Annotated in this window: 13 protein-coding genes and 1 pseudogene; 4 read left to right on the plus strand and 10 right to left on the minus strand. The window is 67.5% G+C overall.

Going from position 1 to position 15,566, the window contains the following annotated elements:
* The first annotated feature begins 130 nt into the window (after positions 1-130).
* Genes ACWEO2_RS38685 through ACWEO2_RS38695 form a run of 3 tightly spaced genes read left to right on the plus strand, consistent with a single transcriptional unit; the run spans position 131 to position 3,728 of the window.
* Positions 131-934, plus strand: coding sequence for a class I SAM-dependent methyltransferase (locus ACWEO2_RS38685; protein ID WP_452409902.1), 804 nt, complete (start codon positions 131-133; stop codon positions 932-934).
* A complete protein-coding gene (locus ACWEO2_RS38690) occupies positions 931-2,478 on the plus strand; it encodes a 1,4-alpha-glucan branching protein domain-containing protein (protein WP_452409903.1) in 1,548 nt (515 codons plus the stop codon). The genes ACWEO2_RS38685 and ACWEO2_RS38690 overlap by 4 nt, the downstream gene beginning before the upstream one ends.
* Positions 2,475-3,728 (plus strand): glycosyltransferase family 4 protein, encoded by a 1,254-nt coding sequence (locus ACWEO2_RS38695; protein WP_452409904.1) that lies wholly within the window; start codon positions 2,475-2,477, stop codon positions 3,726-3,728. Before ACWEO2_RS38690 ends, ACWEO2_RS38695 begins: the two co-directional genes overlap by 4 nt.
* A 220-nt stretch (positions 3,729-3,948) precedes the next feature.
* Here the strand turns inward: ACWEO2_RS38695 and ACWEO2_RS38700 are convergent, their stop codons facing one another.
* Positions 3,949-4,494, minus strand: coding sequence for a DUF1697 domain-containing protein (locus tag ACWEO2_RS38700; protein ID WP_354955811.1), 546 nt, complete (start codon positions 4,492-4,494; stop codon positions 3,949-3,951).
* A 120-nt stretch (positions 4,495-4,614) separates the two neighbouring features.
* Positions 4,615-5,364 (minus strand): acyltransferase, encoded by a 750-nt coding sequence (locus ACWEO2_RS38705; RefSeq protein WP_452409905.1) that lies wholly within the window; start codon positions 5,362-5,364, stop codon positions 4,615-4,617.
* A gap of 288 nt (positions 5,365-5,652) precedes the next feature.
* On the opposite strand from ACWEO2_RS38705, the gene ACWEO2_RS38710 reads away from it, so the two are divergent.
* Positions 5,653-7,014 carry an outer membrane protein assembly factor BamB family protein gene (locus ACWEO2_RS38710; RefSeq protein ID WP_452409906.1) on the plus strand — a complete coding sequence of 454 codons (1,362 nt, stop codon included), beginning with the start codon at positions 5,653-5,655 and terminating at the stop codon, positions 7,012-7,014.
* Between the two features lie 77 nt (positions 7,015-7,091).
* Here the strand turns inward: ACWEO2_RS38710 and ACWEO2_RS38715 are convergent, their stop codons facing one another.
* From ACWEO2_RS38715 to ACWEO2_RS38750, 8 genes and pseudogenes are all read right to left on the minus strand, one after another.
* Positions 7,092-8,252, minus strand: coding sequence for a THUMP-like domain-containing protein (locus ACWEO2_RS38715; protein ID WP_452409907.1), 1,161 nt, complete (start codon positions 8,250-8,252; stop codon positions 7,092-7,094).
* Positions 8,252-9,229, minus strand: a complete 978-nt coding sequence (locus tag ACWEO2_RS38720; RefSeq protein ID WP_354955817.1) for a class I SAM-dependent methyltransferase — start codon at positions 9,227-9,229, stop codon at positions 8,252-8,254. The genes ACWEO2_RS38715 and ACWEO2_RS38720 overlap by 1 nt, the downstream gene beginning before the upstream one ends.
* Before the next feature lie 892 nt (positions 9,230-10,121).
* On the minus strand, positions 10,122-10,898 hold the full coding sequence (locus ACWEO2_RS38725) for an enoyl-CoA hydratase-related protein (protein ID WP_452409908.1): 777 nt from the start codon (positions 10,896-10,898) through the stop codon (positions 10,122-10,124).
* Between the two features lie 18 nt (positions 10,899-10,916).
* Complete coding sequence (locus tag ACWEO2_RS38730; protein ID WP_452409912.1) at positions 10,917-11,687, minus strand: NUDIX hydrolase; 771 nt, start codon at positions 11,685-11,687, stop codon at positions 10,917-10,919.
* A gap of 108 nt (positions 11,688-11,795) precedes the next feature.
* Positions 11,796-12,629 carry an ABC transporter ATP-binding protein gene (locus ACWEO2_RS38735; protein ID WP_354955820.1) on the minus strand — a complete coding sequence of 278 codons (834 nt, stop codon included), beginning with the start codon at positions 12,627-12,629 and terminating at the stop codon, positions 11,796-11,798.
* A 397-nt stretch (positions 12,630-13,026) separates the two neighbouring features.
* Positions 13,027-13,827, minus strand: coding sequence for a peptidyl-tRNA hydrolase (locus ACWEO2_RS38740; RefSeq protein ID WP_452409909.1), 801 nt, complete (start codon positions 13,825-13,827; stop codon positions 13,027-13,029).
* 108 nt (positions 13,828-13,935) lie between these two features.
* Positions 13,936-15,159, minus strand: coding sequence for a phosphoserine phosphatase SerB (gene serB / locus ACWEO2_RS38745; protein WP_452409910.1), 1,224 nt, complete (start codon positions 15,157-15,159; stop codon positions 13,936-13,938).
* A 136-nt stretch (positions 15,160-15,295) separates the two neighbouring features.
* A pseudogene (locus tag ACWEO2_RS38750) lies at positions 15,296-15,566 on the minus strand (cytochrome ubiquinol oxidase subunit I); the annotation flags it as partial.

Genomic DNA, 15,566 nt, shown 5'->3' on the forward strand with positions numbered 1-15,566 from the left:
CGTCCTTGTTTGTAGCTCAGGGCGTGACACTACCCTACGTTAAGTTACTCATGGGTAACTTAGTCGCTTCTCTCTCACAACGGTGGTCCTGGCGATAATGTGCGGCCGCCGTACCAGTAACGTCGGAGCGATGAGCGAGGCTGTGATCCCTGCCGCAGTGGGCCCTACCCCGGGCATTACTCCCGAGTCGGCCGTGGAGCCGTTGCCGCTGACCGGCGAGCGGACCGTACCCGGCATCGCCGAGGAGAACTACTGGTTCCGTCGGCACGAGATCGTCTACGCCCGACTGCTCGAACACTGCACGGGAAAGACGGTGCTGGAGGCCGGATCCGGTGAGGGTTACGGCGCGAACATGATCGCCGACGTGGCCACCAGGGTGATCGGCTTGGACTACGACACCAGCGCGGTCGCGCACGTACGCGCGCGCTACCCGCGCGTCGAGATGACCCAGGGCAATCTCGCCGAACTGCCGCTCGATGCCGAATCGGTCGATGTCGTGGTGAATTTCCAAGTGATCGAACACCTTTGGGACCAGGGCCAGTTCATTCGGGAATGCCTGCGGGTGCTGCGTCCCGGCGGCGAACTGCTGATCAGCACGCCCAACCGGATCACCTTCTCCCCCGGCCGCGATACCCCGCTCAACCCGTTCCACACCCGGGAACTCAATGCCGACGAACTCACCGAACTGCTGGTCGACGCCGGTTTCCGGGTCACACTGATGACCGGTGTGCACCACGGCCCGACCCTGAAAGCATTGGACGCCAAGCACGGTGGCTCGTTCATCGATGCCCAGATCGAGCGCGCGCTGGCCGGTGAGCCGTGGCCCGCCGAGCTGACCGCCGACGTCGCCGCGGTCACCATCGACGATTTCGCACTGCGCACCGAGGAGATCGATGCGAGCCTCGATCTGGTCGCCATCGCGGTGAAGCCGTGACCAGTAAGGCTGTTCCCGGCCAGTTCACCCTGGTCCTGCATTCCCATCTGCCCTGGCTGGCGCACCACGGCCGCTGGCCGGTCGGCGAGGAATGGCTCTACCAATCCTGGGCCGCCTCTTACCTTCCCGTTGTCGAGGTGCTGAGAACCCTTGCCGCGGAAGGCCGTTCACATCTGCTCAGCCTCGGCATCACGCCGGTGCTGGCCGCCCAGCTGGACGACCCACACTGTCTTGCCGGCATGCACCATTGGCTCGGCAACTGGCAGTTGCGCGCCGACGAGGCTGCGCTGGCGGGCAATATCGCACTCGGCAGACACGAACATCGGCTGGCCGCTGCGGCGCTGGCGGAATTCGAACGGCATTGGCGTCACGGCGCGGCCCCGGTATGGCGTCAGCTCATCGACGCCGAAGCCATCGAACTGCTCGGCGGTCCGCTCGCGCACCCGTTCCAGCCGCTGCTCGATCCGCGACTGCGCGCCTTCCAGCTGAGCGAGGGCCTGTCCGACGCCCAGCATCGCTGGGGCCATACCCCCGCCGGAATCTGGGCACCCGAATGTGGTTACACCCCCGGCATGGAGCTCGGCTACGCCGCCGCGGGTGTGACTCATTTCATGGTCGATGGCCCCGCACTGCGCGGCGACACCACCCTGGGCCGCCCGGTCCGCGAATCGGACGTGCTGGCCTTCGGGCGGGATCTGCATGTGAGCTATCGGGTTTGGTCACCCAAATCCGGCTATCCAGGCCAGAGCGCCTACCGTGACTTTCATCACTATGACCACGCGACGGGTCTCAAGCCGGCCCGGGTCACCGGCAAAACCGTGGCCGGTCCGGACAAGGCGCCCTATGACCCGGAGCTGGCAGCCGCGGCGCTGGTCCGCGATGTCGAGGATTTCGTGCAAACCGTGCGCGAGCGCCTGATCGCCGAATCCGCGCGCATCGGCCGTCCGGCCCTGGTGGTCGCCGCCTTCGATACCGAACTCTTCGGGCACTGGTGGCATGAGGGTCCGCAGTGGCTGGCCCAGGTGTTGCGGGCCCTGCCCGAGGCGGGCGTCACGGTCGGGACCTTGGCCGATGCACGCGCGCGCGGATTCGTCGGGGAACCGGTGCCATTGGCCGATTCGTCCTGGGGTTCGGGTAAGGACTGGCGGGTCTGGGCCGGTGACCAGGTCAAGGACCTGGTGGAACTCAATGACGAAATCGTGCGCCTCGCCCTCGATACGGTGGACAAGATGCGGGCCGCGGACGGCGGTGTCGCACTGCGCGATCCGGTTGCCGATCAGCTGTTGCGCGAGGCCATTCTCACCGTCTCCAGCGACTGGGCCTTCATGGTCAGCAAGGACTCCGCGGCGGGTTACGCACGCGATCGCGCGCACCGGCACGCGCATGCGGTACGGGAAATCGCGGCCGCCGTCGGCGCGGGTCAAGTCGCCAAAACGCACCAGTTGGCGGCAGGATGGGGGGCGGCCGACGGATTCTTCCCGAGTTTGGACGCACGACGGCTGGCGATCGCGGACCGAGACTCCGCTCGAGAAGGACATTCATGAAGATCTTGATGGTGTCGTGGGAGTACCCACCGGTAGTGGTCGGTGGGCTGGGCCGCCATGTGCATCACCTGGCAGTCGAATTGGCAACGGCGGGCCATGAAGTGGTCGTGCTCGCCCGCCGCCCCTCCGGCACCGACTCCTCGACCCACCCCACCCACTCGTTCATCGCCGATGGCGTGCTGGTGGTCGCGGTCGCGGAGGATCCGCCATGCTTCGACTTCGGCGAGGACATGCTGGCCTGGACGCTGGCCATGGGCCACGCGATGGTGCGTGCCGGTGTCGCGCTCGGCAAACCCGGCATCGGCGACGGCTGGATTCCGGATGTCGTCCATGCCCACGACTGGCTGGTCGCGCACCCGTCGATCGCACTCGCCGAGTACTACGACGTGCCACTCGTATCGACCATTCACGCCACCGAGGCCGGGCGGCACAGCGGCTGGGTCTCGGGCCGGGTCAACAAGCAGGTGCATTCGGTCGAGTGGTGGCTCGCCAATGAATCCGACGCGCTGATCACCTGCTCGACCTCGATGCAGGACGAGGTGGAACGCCTCTACGGACCCGAGCGCATTCCGATGACGGTGATCCGCAATGGAATCGATGTCGGCGCGTGGACCTTTCGGCCGCGCGCCCCGCGCACCGGTCCACCGCGCCTGCTCTATGTGGGTCGGCTCGAGTACGAAAAGGGTGTGCAGGATGCGATCGCCGCGCTGCCGCGCATCCGCCGCGCCCACCCCGGCACCACGCTGACCATCGCGGGCATCGGCACCCAGTTCGAATGGCTGCGCGAGCGCGCCCGCGTGCACCGGGTCGCGCGCGCGGTCAACTTCGTGGGGCAGCTCGGTCACGAGGAACTGCTCGGCTGGCTGCACGGCGCCGACGCCATCGTGCTGCCCAGCCGCTACGAACCGTTCGGCATCGTTGCCCTCGAGGCCGCCGCAGCGGGCACCCCGCTGGTCACCTCCACCGCTGGCGGACTCGGCGAGGCCGTTATCGACGGCGTCACCGGCGCATCCTTCGAACCCGCGGATGTCGACGGCATTGTCGAGGCCGTGCGCGCCACCCTCGACGATCCGGCCGCCGCCCAGGACCGCGCCTACGCGGCCCGCGAGCGCCTCACCGCCGATTTCGCCTGGGATGTGGTCGCCGCCGAAACCGCCCTGGTCTACTCCTCGGCCAAACGCCGCGTCCGCAATCCACTCGGCCGCCCGACCATTATCGAACGCCCCCTCCCGGAGCGCGATCCGAAGTAGCCTTCCGGCTGCCCTCGACAATCGAGTGGCGGGTCGAGCGGACGCAAAGGCATTGGGACTCTTGGCGTTTGCCGGTGACGCACGGGCTTCGCAATGAAGATCCCGTCAAGAAGCGGACGACCCAGCCCGCGAAACCGCGAGCCGGGGACGGGGACGGAGTGCGCCACGCACGGAAATCCCGCGCTGCTGGACGCGGCGCGCAGAGGACTGGGCGCGAGGATCAAGACTCCAGCTTCTTGACGATCTTCTGCACGGTCAGCCAGGTGCGGGTGGTGATGTCCTTGCCGTAGGTCTTCTCCAGCCAGGCCATGAAGTCCGGGGTGCGGGGTTCGGTGTTATCGATGACCGCGAGGACGGCGCGGGCGGCGGAGTCGTAGCCGACGATCTGGACGCCCGGTTCGGCGTGCTTGCGCAGCTCCTTGGCGACGTTCGATGGATCCTGCTTGAAGAAGGTCGCGATGAGGTAGGTTCCGCGGCCGTGGGTCAGGCCCGGGAACGGGTCGGTATCGAGCAGGTCGCGCAGCTCATCGTAGGTGCGCACGATGGTGCCGCCCGGGATCCCGAGTTCGCTGTTGAGCGCGTCCTGAATGCGGTCCTCCAACTTCGCGATATCGCCGTCCGCGCCGCGGAAGACCACATTGCCGCTCGCCAATACCGTCGCGACCTGCTCGAACCCGAGCCCCTCGAACACCCCGCGCAGTTTCTCCCCCTTCATATTGGGGTTGGTGGGCATGATCCCGCGCAGTAGCGCCGCGTACCTGTTCATATCGCTGACCGTACCGACTCGCACCGACGCGAATCGGTATGTCCGGCGTCCGAAATCGCCCGAGCCCCGGGTCCGGATGGGGTCCCGGGGCTCGGTGACAGCGGCACGACGCGGCGGCGATTACGCCGACTGGGTGGCGCCGTTCTTCTTGCGTTCGATATCTTCCAGCGCGGCAATGTATTTGGCGCGCTCCTCGGCGCCCGCCTCCCAGGTCGCCTTGCGGTTCTTGACGACCTTGGCCGGTGCGCCAACGGCAATGCTGTAATCCGGAATCTCGCCCTTGACCACCGCGTGCGCGCCGAGGACACAGCCGCGGCCGACGCGGGTTTCGCGCAGCACGGTCACCTTGGCCGCGATCCAGGTGTCGGGACCGATGCGGACCGGACTCTTCACAATGCCCTGATCCTTGATCGGCATGGTGATGTCATCCATGCGATGGTCGAAATCGCAGATGTAGCACCAGTCCGCGACCAGGGTGGACTCGCCGATCTCGATATCGAGATAGGTGTTGACCACGTTGTCCTTGCCGAATACGACCTTGTCGCCGATGCGCAGCGAACCCTCGTGGCAGCGAATGGCATTGCCGTCGCCGATATGCACCCAGCGGCCGATCTCCATCCGGCCCAGTTCAGGGGTCGCGTGGACCTCGACGCGCTTGCCGAGGAAGACCATGCCACGCAGCACAATATGCGGATTGGCCGCCTTGAATTTGAACAGCCGGTAATACCGCACCAGATACCAAGGCGTGTACGCCTTGTTCGCGAGCACCCAGCGCAGCGACGCCAGCGTCAGAAATCGCGCCTGCTGCGGATCCCGGCGGCGCGAGCCACGCCACCGCGAGCGCAACGGTGCGCCCCACATGCTCGTCACGAAGTCATCTCCTGTCGTGGTTCTTCGGTCGTGACCCGACCCGGTCACGATCGATTGAGCTTATCCGGCGCGGCCGGACCGGGTCCGGCCAGCGTCCGCACCCCATCGAGCGGCCGCCGCACTCACCGCCGCTCAGAAAACACCGCCGGGACCCGTACACCGTTGGATGGCCCTCCCGTACAGTGACTGCTGCGCCGCCGACGGCGGCCCGAACCTCCACACGGGCGACTCCAGCTGAGTGGTGCGTGTACCGGGGGTCGACACACTTTGGTTTCGTCCGAGCGGCCGATGACGACAGGAGTGCACCAGGTGCGAAGCGGCGGCGTACTGGCCAACCCGGCGCGCGGGCTGATCTTGTCCAGGCTGCGGACGGCGGCGGCGCTGGCCGCGGTCGGCACGCTGGCATTGGCGGGCTGCGGCACCGATGTCGATGACATCACCGTCGGGTCGGGCAAGGGCTGGACATCCGCGCACCACGACGGCCGCAATACCGGCGTCAGCCCGGTCACCGGATCGCGCAAGCTCTCGCTGAGCTGGTCACGACCGGTCGGCGGGCCGATCGAGCAGGGCGTAACCCTGGGTCCGGACGGACAGCTCTTCGTGACCACCGTGACCTCGGGCAACTGCGCAATTCTGTCGCTGCAGCTGCCCACCGGCCGCAAGCGCTTCTGCAATCCGCTCGGACCGAATGCGATCTCGGCGCCGACGGTGGTCGACAGCGGCACCAACGTATATGTCGGCGACGATGGCGGATTCAGTGCGTTCAACTCGATCGGACAGCCGCGCTGGCGGACTCCCGTTGCGGGCGTACCGGTTTCGGCGCAGTTCACCGGCGACGGGAATATCCTGACGATCACCCAGTCCGGTCAGGTGGACGTGCTGAGCCGCCAGACCGGCGGACGCATCGTCCCCACCATCCAACTGCTCGGCGAGCCCGATCTCCTGGACTACCCGGATCTCACCCGCCCCGCATCGGGTCAAGGTCTCGACGACTGCACCATCGGCGGACCGCAGTGTCCGGTCGCCAATATCTCGCCGATCGATACGTCCACCGGCCGCTTCTTCGTCACGCTCTGGAAGCCCGGTAAGCCGACCGCCGCCCTCGTCGCATTGCGCTACGCCGACAATAAGATCCAGCAGCAGTGGAGCGCGGATATGCTCACCGAGGGCAGCGCGACCAGCCCTACCCTGTCCGCCGACGGCCGCACCGTCTACGTCGGCGACAACACCCAGCGCCTCATCGCGGTCGACGCCACCGACGGTCGCACCAAATGGGTCCAGCCGCTGGAATGGGCTCCGCGCGGCGGCATTTCGGTCTCCAGCGACGGCCTGATCATCCCCTCCGGCGACGACGGCTACCTGCTGGCCCTCCGCGATAAGGGCGACGCCGCCGAGATCATCTGGGAGCGCAAGGATCTCACCCTGCGCGGCACCCCCGTCCAATCCGCTGGCGACACCGGCTACACCGCCGCCGCCATCGGCGAAGGCATCAACCTCATCACCTTCGACACCAAATCCGGCGCCACCGTGGACTCCGACGTCCTCCCCAACGCCAAAGGCACGACCACCGGCACCGCCATAGGCGCCAACGGCGAAGTAGTCCTCGCCACCCGCATAGGCGAAATCTTCACCTTCAAACCCGAACAGTAACCACTGGACATCCGATCACCATGCGCTGAGGCAGGCAAACGTCGAGAGCGGTCCTGCACCAGCGCATTCTCGTGGGATCAGGTGGTGCAGAGGAAGGCGGCGGTGCTGCGGGACAGGCGGGTGAGGATGAGGGTGTAGGGGTGGGTGCCTCGGGGTTTGAGGCGTTTGCGGAGGGTGTCGGGGTCTATGTCGACGCCGCGGGTGAGGATTTCCAGGGGGCCGCAGTTGCGGCGGGTGAGTTCTTGGCGGAGGGTTTTTTCGCGCAGGTCGAGGCGGTCGATGATGCGGAAGCCGCGGACGCCCTCGGGGACGCTGTTGCCGGTTAGGTAGGCGATTTTCGGATCCAGTTGCCAGAGCCCGTGTTTCGCAGCGTAGTGGCGGACCAGACCGGCACGCACGATGGCGCCGTCGGGGTCGATGATCCACTCGCCGGGGTCGCGTTCGGGGATGTCGTCGGGGTCGGCGTCGGTGAAGGTGACGGGTTGGGCCCGGGTGGACAGGATGGTGGCGCGGCGAGTGACGCCGGGTTCGGACAGACCCGCCGACCACAGGCAGGCCTCGCGGACCGCGCCGTCGAGGGAGACGACCTCGATCTCGCCGGACCAGTCCAGGCGGTCGAAATCCAGTCCGGGAGCGCACTTTACGGCGAGGTCACGGCCGGGGTAGGCGGCGAGCAGATCCGGCAGCGGGGGCTGCAGTTTGGCCGGATCGTGGGTGCGGCGGCCGTCCGCGCGGCGGGCCGGATCGGCGATGACGACGGTTCCGGTGCTGCACGGGACCAGTGCATCGGCCTTGGCCAGCAGGACATTCCGGGATTCGGCGAGGTTGTGCGCGGCCATCGACAGGCGCACGTCATCGAGATCGCTGCCGATTACCGATGGGCAGGTCCTGCCCAGTTCGGCGAGCTCGGCACCGATCGAGCACGTCACGTCGTGCACATTGCGTCCGGACAGCTTTTCGGCGCGGTGGCGCGCCACCAGCGTCGGAGTTGCCTGTTGCAGGGCGTCGTCGGTGAACAGCCACCGTGCGGTGTCGACCAGCTTGGCCGTTGCGCGACGACGCAGCCGCACGGTTTCGATCAGCGCACCCGACCGCGCGCCGAACTCGCGACGCACCCGCTCCAGATCGCGCAGGTGCGTCGCAGTGGTCAGCTCCAGCCGGTCCACCTCGGCCAGCGCGGCATTACCCGCCGCGCTGCCGAGGAAGGTGACGTCCTCGCGGCCGAAGGAATAGCCCACTATTTGGCAGCAGAGCCCGGCTTCACACCGGTGATCATGGCGTTGTAGAAGAACTGGCGCGGCACCACCCGACGCATGACGTTCTCGTCCAGCCAGCTCAGTCGCAGCCACGCGCGGTACATCGCCATCCGGTAGCCCATGGTCAGCTTCTCATCCGGCACGGCCGCCTCGAAGGTGCGCACCGGCCAGCCCCACAGCGCCGCAGCGAACTCCTCGGTGCTCGCCTTGACCTCGGCGGCACCCGCGCGGCGGGCCATCGCCTCGAGTTCGCTCGGATCGAAGGTGTGCAGGTCGACGACCGCCTCCAGCGCCGCGGCGCGCGAGGATTCGTCCAATTCGGCCTGCGGACGCCGCCACCCCGACAGTGCGGGCAGCTTGGTCACGGTGGTGGTGACCTTCCAGGTGATGCGGCCGAGCCAGCGCGCGTAGAAGTTGCCCGCGGTGGTCGGTTCACCGGCGAAGACGAAACGCCCGCCCGGCTTGAGTACCCGCAGGCACTCCTTGAGCGCCAACTCCACATCCGGGATGTGATGCAGCACCGCGTGGCCGACGACGAGGTCGAAGGTGTCGTCGTCGTACGGGATGGTCTCGGCGTCGGCGACTCGGCCGTCGACATCGAGTCCGAGGTTCTCGGCATTGCGCAGTGCGACCTTCACCATGCCCGGCGACAGGTCGGTGACCGAACCGGACTTCGCGACGCCACCCTGCATGAGGTTCAGCAGGAAGAAGCCGGTGCCACAGCCCAGTTCCAGCGCCCGCTCGTACGGCAGCGGCGCGGGACCGACCGCGGCGTCGAAGCGGCCCCGGGCATAGTCGATACAGCGCTCGTCATAGGAAATCGACCATTTGTCGTCATAGGTCTCGGCTTCCCAGTCGTGGTACAGCACCTGGGCGAGCTTCGTATCCTTCAGCGCAGCTTCGACCTCGGCCTCGGTGGCATGCGGGTTCGGCGCCGGGTCATCGGGGTGGACCGTCATGGTGGGCTAGCCTAGCCAACCCGCCGCCGCAGGTCTCCAGCGGACCAGTGAGTACGGCCTGATTTCACATTGCCACCCGGTCCCCCGGACTCGTTCTGGTTCTGAACCCGCCCGATGATCTCGCCACGCACCGCCGGGAACCCTGGATGCGGTCGGCAAGCTGGGGCTCGAGCGGCCCGCACGACTACCGAACACCACAGCACCCGGGCCATCCGACGGACAGGAACGTGTTCCCATTTATGGTCCTCGCGGGCGCCCGGATCAACCAGATCCCACCCCGCCCCATGCGGCCAGCCCAGATTCCCGGAATGCCGCCAAGACGAGTACACGGCCCAATTCCGAACTGTCCGGACACAACTCCATATCGATTCGGTCCGAGCAAGATCAAGCCCGCCGTGTCAGCGGCCGACGAACACCACCGACTCGGACCGTCCGACAGATCGCCCGAGCGCCGCCGACCACAACCGGTCTGTCAGTTGCCGCCCAATTCCGACGCCGCGGTATCCGCCGGTCCGGTCTGGGCGAGCCGTCCGGGTCGCGTCGACACCGGACAAACGCGGCCGAACCCGTGCCGTCGCCGGACAGGACTGCCTTCGGTCGCCGATGCCGCGGGCCTGCACGGCGAAGAGGGCGACCCACTCGGATACCGGCACGACCGAGCCCGCTCTGGCCGCCTGCTGGATCGCCTCCCGCGAAGGCCGCCGACCGGCAACCTTCGACCGGGCCCGACCCGGTTCCGGTGCAGCGTACCGCCGGTCCATCCAGCCGCGAACAAGACCCTTCGGCCCCTGTCAGCGACCGACGAACGCCGCCCAGCCCGGACCATCGGCAAGGTGGGACTTGCCGGTACCGCCGGTCTATCCAGCGCGCGAACGAGACCCGTCGGGCCCAGTCAGCGACCGACGAACGCCGCCGAGCCCGGACCGTCGGCGAGGTAGGACTCGGTGCCGATCCGGCGGTCTTCGGTGGCGAAGAGAGCGGTCCATTCGGTGCGGGCGCGGTCGAGGCCGTGTGGGCCTGCTTCGAAGACCGATTTGGCGGCGGCGAGGGCTTGGGCGGGGCCGTCGGTGAACTGCTGGGCCCAGCTCATGGCGGCGGTGTAGACATCGTCGGGGGCAACGACCTCGTCGACCAGGCCGAGGGTGCGCGCCTCGTCGGGTGCCACGAAGCGGCCGGTGTAGACGAGATCCTTGGCTGGGCCGGGGCCGATCAGCAGCGACAAACGGCGGATGCCCGCGAGCGGGATGAGGCCCGCTTTGATCTGGGGCAGGCCGAGTTTGACGTTATCGCCGATGATGCGCCGGTCGGCGGCCAAGGCGAGTTCCAGACCGCCGCCGAGGCAGTAGCCACTGATCGCGGCGACGGTCGGCTGGGGCACCGTGGCCAGGCAGCCAAGCGCCGCCTGCAGATCGGCGGCCATCGCATCGGCCTGATCCCGGGTGAGACCGGACAGTTCGGCGAGATCGTCACCCGCCGAGAAGACCCGCTCGTCGCCGTAGACGACCAGCGCAGCGACCCCGGGATGCGCGGCGACGATCGCGGCCGCCTCGGCCACCTCCCGCACCACCTGCGCGTTCAGCAGATTCAGCGGCGGGCGGTCGATCCGGAGGACAGCGACGCCGCGCACGGCGGGATCCTCGGGCAGCTCCAGGGTGACGAATTCGGCCATGGCAGGAAACCTACTGCCTCACGGACGCGCGGATCCCTTGAGCCTGCCGGTATCCGGAAGGTCGGCGAAGTACCGCTGGTTGTTCGGGAAGTCGAGCAACTGCTGCCCGTCGGGGCCGGAGAGCACCGGCATGATCGGTTCGATCACCTTGTCGACGGCCAGAATTTCCACGGTGGAACCGAATTCGCCGATGGCGTCCAGCTGTGCCCAGGTCGGCGGCAACAGAATGTCGGTGCCAGCGCGCCAGCGCGCCAGCGCGTCTGCCGGGGTGCGCCACTGCACCTCGGCCGCCTCGGAGGTGGCACCGTCGGCCAGCTGCCCCTGCGGCAGCACCGCGACGAAGAACCGGGTGTCATAACGCCGCGGCTCGATGACCGGGGTGATCCAATTCGCCCACGGCCGTAGCAGGTCCGCGCGCAGCACCAGCTTCTCCTCGGCGAGGAAGGCCGCGAGGGATAGCTCGCGCCGCTCCAGCCTGCCCCTGGCATCGTGGTAGCCGGTGGTGTCGGAGACCACGGTATCGGTGGTCGGACCGGCCAGCAGCACACCGCATTCCTCGAAGGTTTCGCGCACGGCGGCGGCGACCAGCGCCTTGGCCCGCGGTTCGGTGGTGCCGAATTTCTCGGCCCACCACGCAGGTTCGGGTCCGGCCCACTCGATATCGGCGGTCCCGTCCGAGGGGTCGACGCCACCGCCGGGGAATACCGTCATCCCGGCGGCGAAGGCCATGGCGCCGACCCGGCGCTGCAGGAACACCTCGGGCCCGGCGGCACCGTCACGCACCAACATCACCGTCGACGCGTCCTTAAGCGACGGTACCGGCTGAGAAGCAGCGTTCGTCTCACTCACAACTGCACACTAACGCGCGCTTGTTTTACGGCGTAATCCACACCACCGTCAGCGCGACCGGTGCCGCCCCAGCCGACGCGCGCGACGTGCGAAATAGCGGCCATCGACGCGATCGAGCGCAATCGACTGCCGGAACGCCTCACTGAGGTTCTCGGCGGTCAGCACATCGGGCAGCAGACCCTGCGCGACGACCGCGCCCTCGTTCAGCAGCAGACCGTGGGTGAACCCCGGCGGAATCTCCTCGACATGGTGGGTCACCAGAACCATTGCGGGCGAATCGGGATCCGCGGCCAGATCGCCGAGGCGTTCCACCAATTCCTCACGTCCACCCAGATCCAAACCGGCAGCCGGCTCATCGAGCAGCAGCAGCTCCGGATCGGTCATCATCGCGCGGGCGATGAGGACTCGCTTGCGCTCGCCCTCGGACAATGTCCCGTAGGTGCGATCGGAAAGATGTTCGGCACCCAGGCTTTCCAGCATATCGATGGCACGGTCGGTATCGACGTCGTCGTAGCGCTCGCGCCAGCGGCCGAGTACCGCGTAGCCAGCGGAGATCACCAGATCGCTGACCTTCTCGTCGCGCGGAATCCGACTGGCCACCGCGGCCGAGGACAATCCGATGCGCGGGCGCAGCTCGCTGACATCGGTTTTGCCGATCACCTCACCGAGCAGATGGGCAATGCCCGAGGTCGGATGCACTTCGGCGGCGGCCATGCGGAGCAGCGAGGTCTTGCCCGCGCCGTTCGGTCCGAGGACCACCCAGCGTTCGTCGAGCTCGACCTGCCAGGTGACCGGGCCGACGAGGGTGTGACCCGAGCGTCGGATGGTCACGTCGGTGAAATCAATGAGCAGATCGGGATCCGGTTGCGGCACGGGCTCCATCTTGGCTCAAATGTGCGGTGCTTGTACGACCGGCCCATGCTGGCGGCCAGAATTGAACCATTCGACCGCGACGACGCGGGGAAACGGACCGCGCGCGTACCGCACCGGGTGGATTGTTCGGCGGCTCATCGGTGGAGCGGAACATCCGCGCGACGATCAGTGCCAGTGGCATCGAGCACCCGACCCAAACGGCGAGTATCACCAATAGCGTCGTCATGATCATGGCCTCCAGCGAGTAGCGTGCGGGCGGTCCTGTTGCGTCGAACGTACCCAGATCAGCCCTGGGTGAATCCCCCTGATGCCGAACATCGAAATATCTACGAAATGAATTCGTTGGTCGGGCCCGGAATGTGAATCGTGTAGCAGGCGAATTCACGGGGGTGCATCGATGGGGCGGTCAGTATTGTCCGGGTACCGCAATCACAGTTATCGAGCCGGGCGCGACCTCGGTGAAACCCGCATCGCGCACCGCGACCGCATTGCCGCGAGATACCCTCTCGCACAGCGTCGCCCAGTGTTCCGGTGTGGATTCGCGTACCGCGCAACGGAACTCCCGCTCCGACCACAACCGGGCCCGGTCCACCGGCAGCGCACCGGCGAGCAACATGCTGGCGTGACCGACCTGCGCGGCAGCCTTGCCGAGCGTCATGCCGAGCTTCGCATTCACCCACAGCACCGGCAGTTCGGGATCCACCGGCCCGGGATCGTCGTGCTCCAAGTCGGTGCCGTTGATCTGCAATCGCTTGATCCGCGGATCGACCGCGCCCACCGGTCCCGGCACAAATGCCCGCGCCTGCGCACCGTCCACCTCGACGGTCACCCCGTCGACAGCATTGGCGGCCAGCCATTGCGCGCCCCGCGCCCGCCGCGCCACCTTGCGGATCCGCGACCGCTTCCAGTCCAGGAAGCGCTGCGCCCACTCCCCATCGGGCCCGACCCGCTCGTCCAGGCACAGCGCCACCGTGGCCGCCGCCGCGGCCTCCAGCAGCGCGCTGCGCCGCGGCGGGTTGGCCTTGGGAATGTGCAGCACCATCTGCATGGCTTGTACCAATGCGGGATCCTCGGGATCGCCGAGACCGGCGTAACCGCGGGCGAGTTCCGCGTGCCGAATGCGGAAACCCTCGATGTCCGTGGACAATTCGGGCTCCGCGGAACCGCCGTCACGCAGTCCGGCGGCGCTGTCCGGGGTACTCGACATCAATTCCACCTCGATCGTCAACGAAAACTGCTGTGCGGGCTCGACACCGGCCTCCCACGACCGGACGCACTCGAGTGCAAGCTTCGAGAGGCCCGCCGCATTCCCGACTCAGTCGCCGATGAGCGGCACGCGGCGGATGCCGCCGTCACGCGCGTCAGCGGCTTCCACCTCATCGCGGGTCACGCCGAGGATGAACAGCACCGCGTCGAGATAGGGGTGGGACAGGGCCGCGTCGGCGACCTCGCGCAGCGCGGGCTTGGCGTTGAAGGCGACGCCGAGTCCGGCGGCATTGAGCATGTCGATGTCATTGGCACCGTCGCCGACGGCCACGGTCTGCTCCATCGGCACCCCGGCCTCGGCCGCGAACTTCCGCAGCGCCGTGGCCTTGAACGCCCGGTCTACGATCTCGCCGACCACGCGGCCGGTCAGCTTGCCGTCCTCGACCTCCAAGGTGTTGGCCTGGACGAAGTCCAGCTCCAGTTCGTGCGCGAGCGGTTCGATCACCTGACGGAATCCGCCCGACACCACGCCACATCGGAATCCGATGCGCCGCAGCGTCCGAATCGTGGTGCGCGCGCCCGGGGTCAGCTCGATCCGGTCGGCGACCTCCTCGATCACCGACTCGTCCAGCCCCGCCAGGGTGGCCACCCGCTGGCGCAGTGACTCGGCGAAGTCGATTTCGCCGCGCATGGCCGCCTCGGTGACCTCACGGACCTGATCCTCCACCCCCGCGTGTGCGGCCAACATCTCGATGACCTCACCCTGGATCAGGGTCGAGTCCACGTCGAAGACGATCAGCCGCTTGGCCCGCCGGGCCAGCCCGGCCCGCTCCACCGCGACATCCACCTGTTCGGCGACCGCGACCTCGGCCAGCGCCGTGCGCAGCCGCGCATCCGAATCGGGTCCGGTATCGGTCGCGGTGACCGAGAGTTCCATGCCGGTCACCGGATAGTCGGCGATACCGCGAATGGTGTCGATATTGGCGCCGAGCGTGGCGAGCTGACGCGAGACCGCACTGAAGGCCCGCGCGGTCACCGGGGCGCCCAGGATGACCACCGCGTGGGTGGACATCGGCTGCCTGCCGATCTGCGCGTCGACCTCGACGTCGACGTGCATGCCGACGGTGTTCATCGCCTCTTCGAGCTCGTCCTGCAGCGCCTCGGGGTCACTCGGGCAGGTGACCAGCACGCCGAGGGTCAGTCGGCCGCGGATGACCACCTGCTCCACATCCAGCAGGCTCACCTGGTGTCGCGACATGGCCGCGAGCAGCACAGACGTCACACCGGGCCGGTCGGGTCCGGTGACGGTGACGAGGACGGTGGTGTCGGCCAACTGAGGTGCTCCAAGCTAGTCGTTTGCCGTTGCTGTGCTGGACCCCGATGTCGCAACACTTCGGTCGATGTACTGCTGCACAAACGAGTGTGCACCCGCTGATGACCAGCAGGTGCACACTCGGCGATCGAAAATGCTAATGCTTTGCCAAGGCGCCTTCGTGCACCTCGGTGGCATGTTTGCCCGAGCCCCAGCCCACATGCGCCTCGGCCCGCATCCGCTCGACCATGTGCGGGTAGTGCAGCTCGAAGGCGGGACGCTCGGACCGGATCCGCGGCAGCTCGTAGAAGTTGTGCCGCGGCGGCGGGCAGCTGGTGGCCCACTCCAGCGAGTTGCCGTAACCCCACGGATCGTCCACGGTGACGACCTCACCGTAGCGGTAGCTCTTGAAGACGTTCCAGATGAAC

The organism is Nocardia sp. NPDC004278 (assembly GCF_053602975.1).

Excerpts from the sequence above, each read along its gene's own strand:
- ACWEO2_RS38725 (WP_452409908.1), bottom strand. The coding sequence starts at position 10,898 with ATGGCCGAATTCGTCACCCTGGAGCTGCCCGAGGATCCCGCCGTGCGC.
- ACWEO2_RS38700 (WP_354955811.1), bottom strand. The coding sequence starts at position 4,494 with ATGAACAGGTACGCGGCGCTACTGCGCGGGATCATGCCCACCAACCCC.
- ACWEO2_RS38695 (WP_452409904.1), top strand. The coding sequence starts at position 2,475 with ATGAAGATCTTGATGGTGTCGTGGGAGTACCCACCGGTAGTGGTCGGT.
- ACWEO2_RS38730 (WP_452409912.1), bottom strand. The coding sequence starts at position 11,687 with ATGTTGGTGCGTGACGGTGCCGCCGGGCCCGAGGTGTTCCTGCAGCGC.
- ACWEO2_RS38685 (WP_452409902.1), top strand. The coding sequence starts at position 131 with ATGAGCGAGGCTGTGATCCCTGCCGCAGTGGGCCCTACCCCGGGCATT.
- ACWEO2_RS38735 (WP_354955820.1), bottom strand. The coding sequence starts at position 12,629 with ATGGAGCCCGTGCCGCAACCGGATCCCGATCTGCTCATTGATTTCACC.
- ACWEO2_RS38720 (WP_354955817.1), bottom strand. The coding sequence starts at position 9,229 with ATGACGGTCCACCCCGATGACCCGGCGCCGAACCCGCATGCCACCGAG.
- ACWEO2_RS38710 (WP_452409906.1), top strand. The coding sequence starts at position 5,653 with ATGACGACAGGAGTGCACCAGGTGCGAAGCGGCGGCGTACTGGCCAAC.
- ACWEO2_RS38740 (WP_452409909.1), bottom strand. The coding sequence starts at position 13,827 with ATGTCGAGTACCCCGGACAGCGCCGCCGGACTGCGTGACGGCGGTTCC.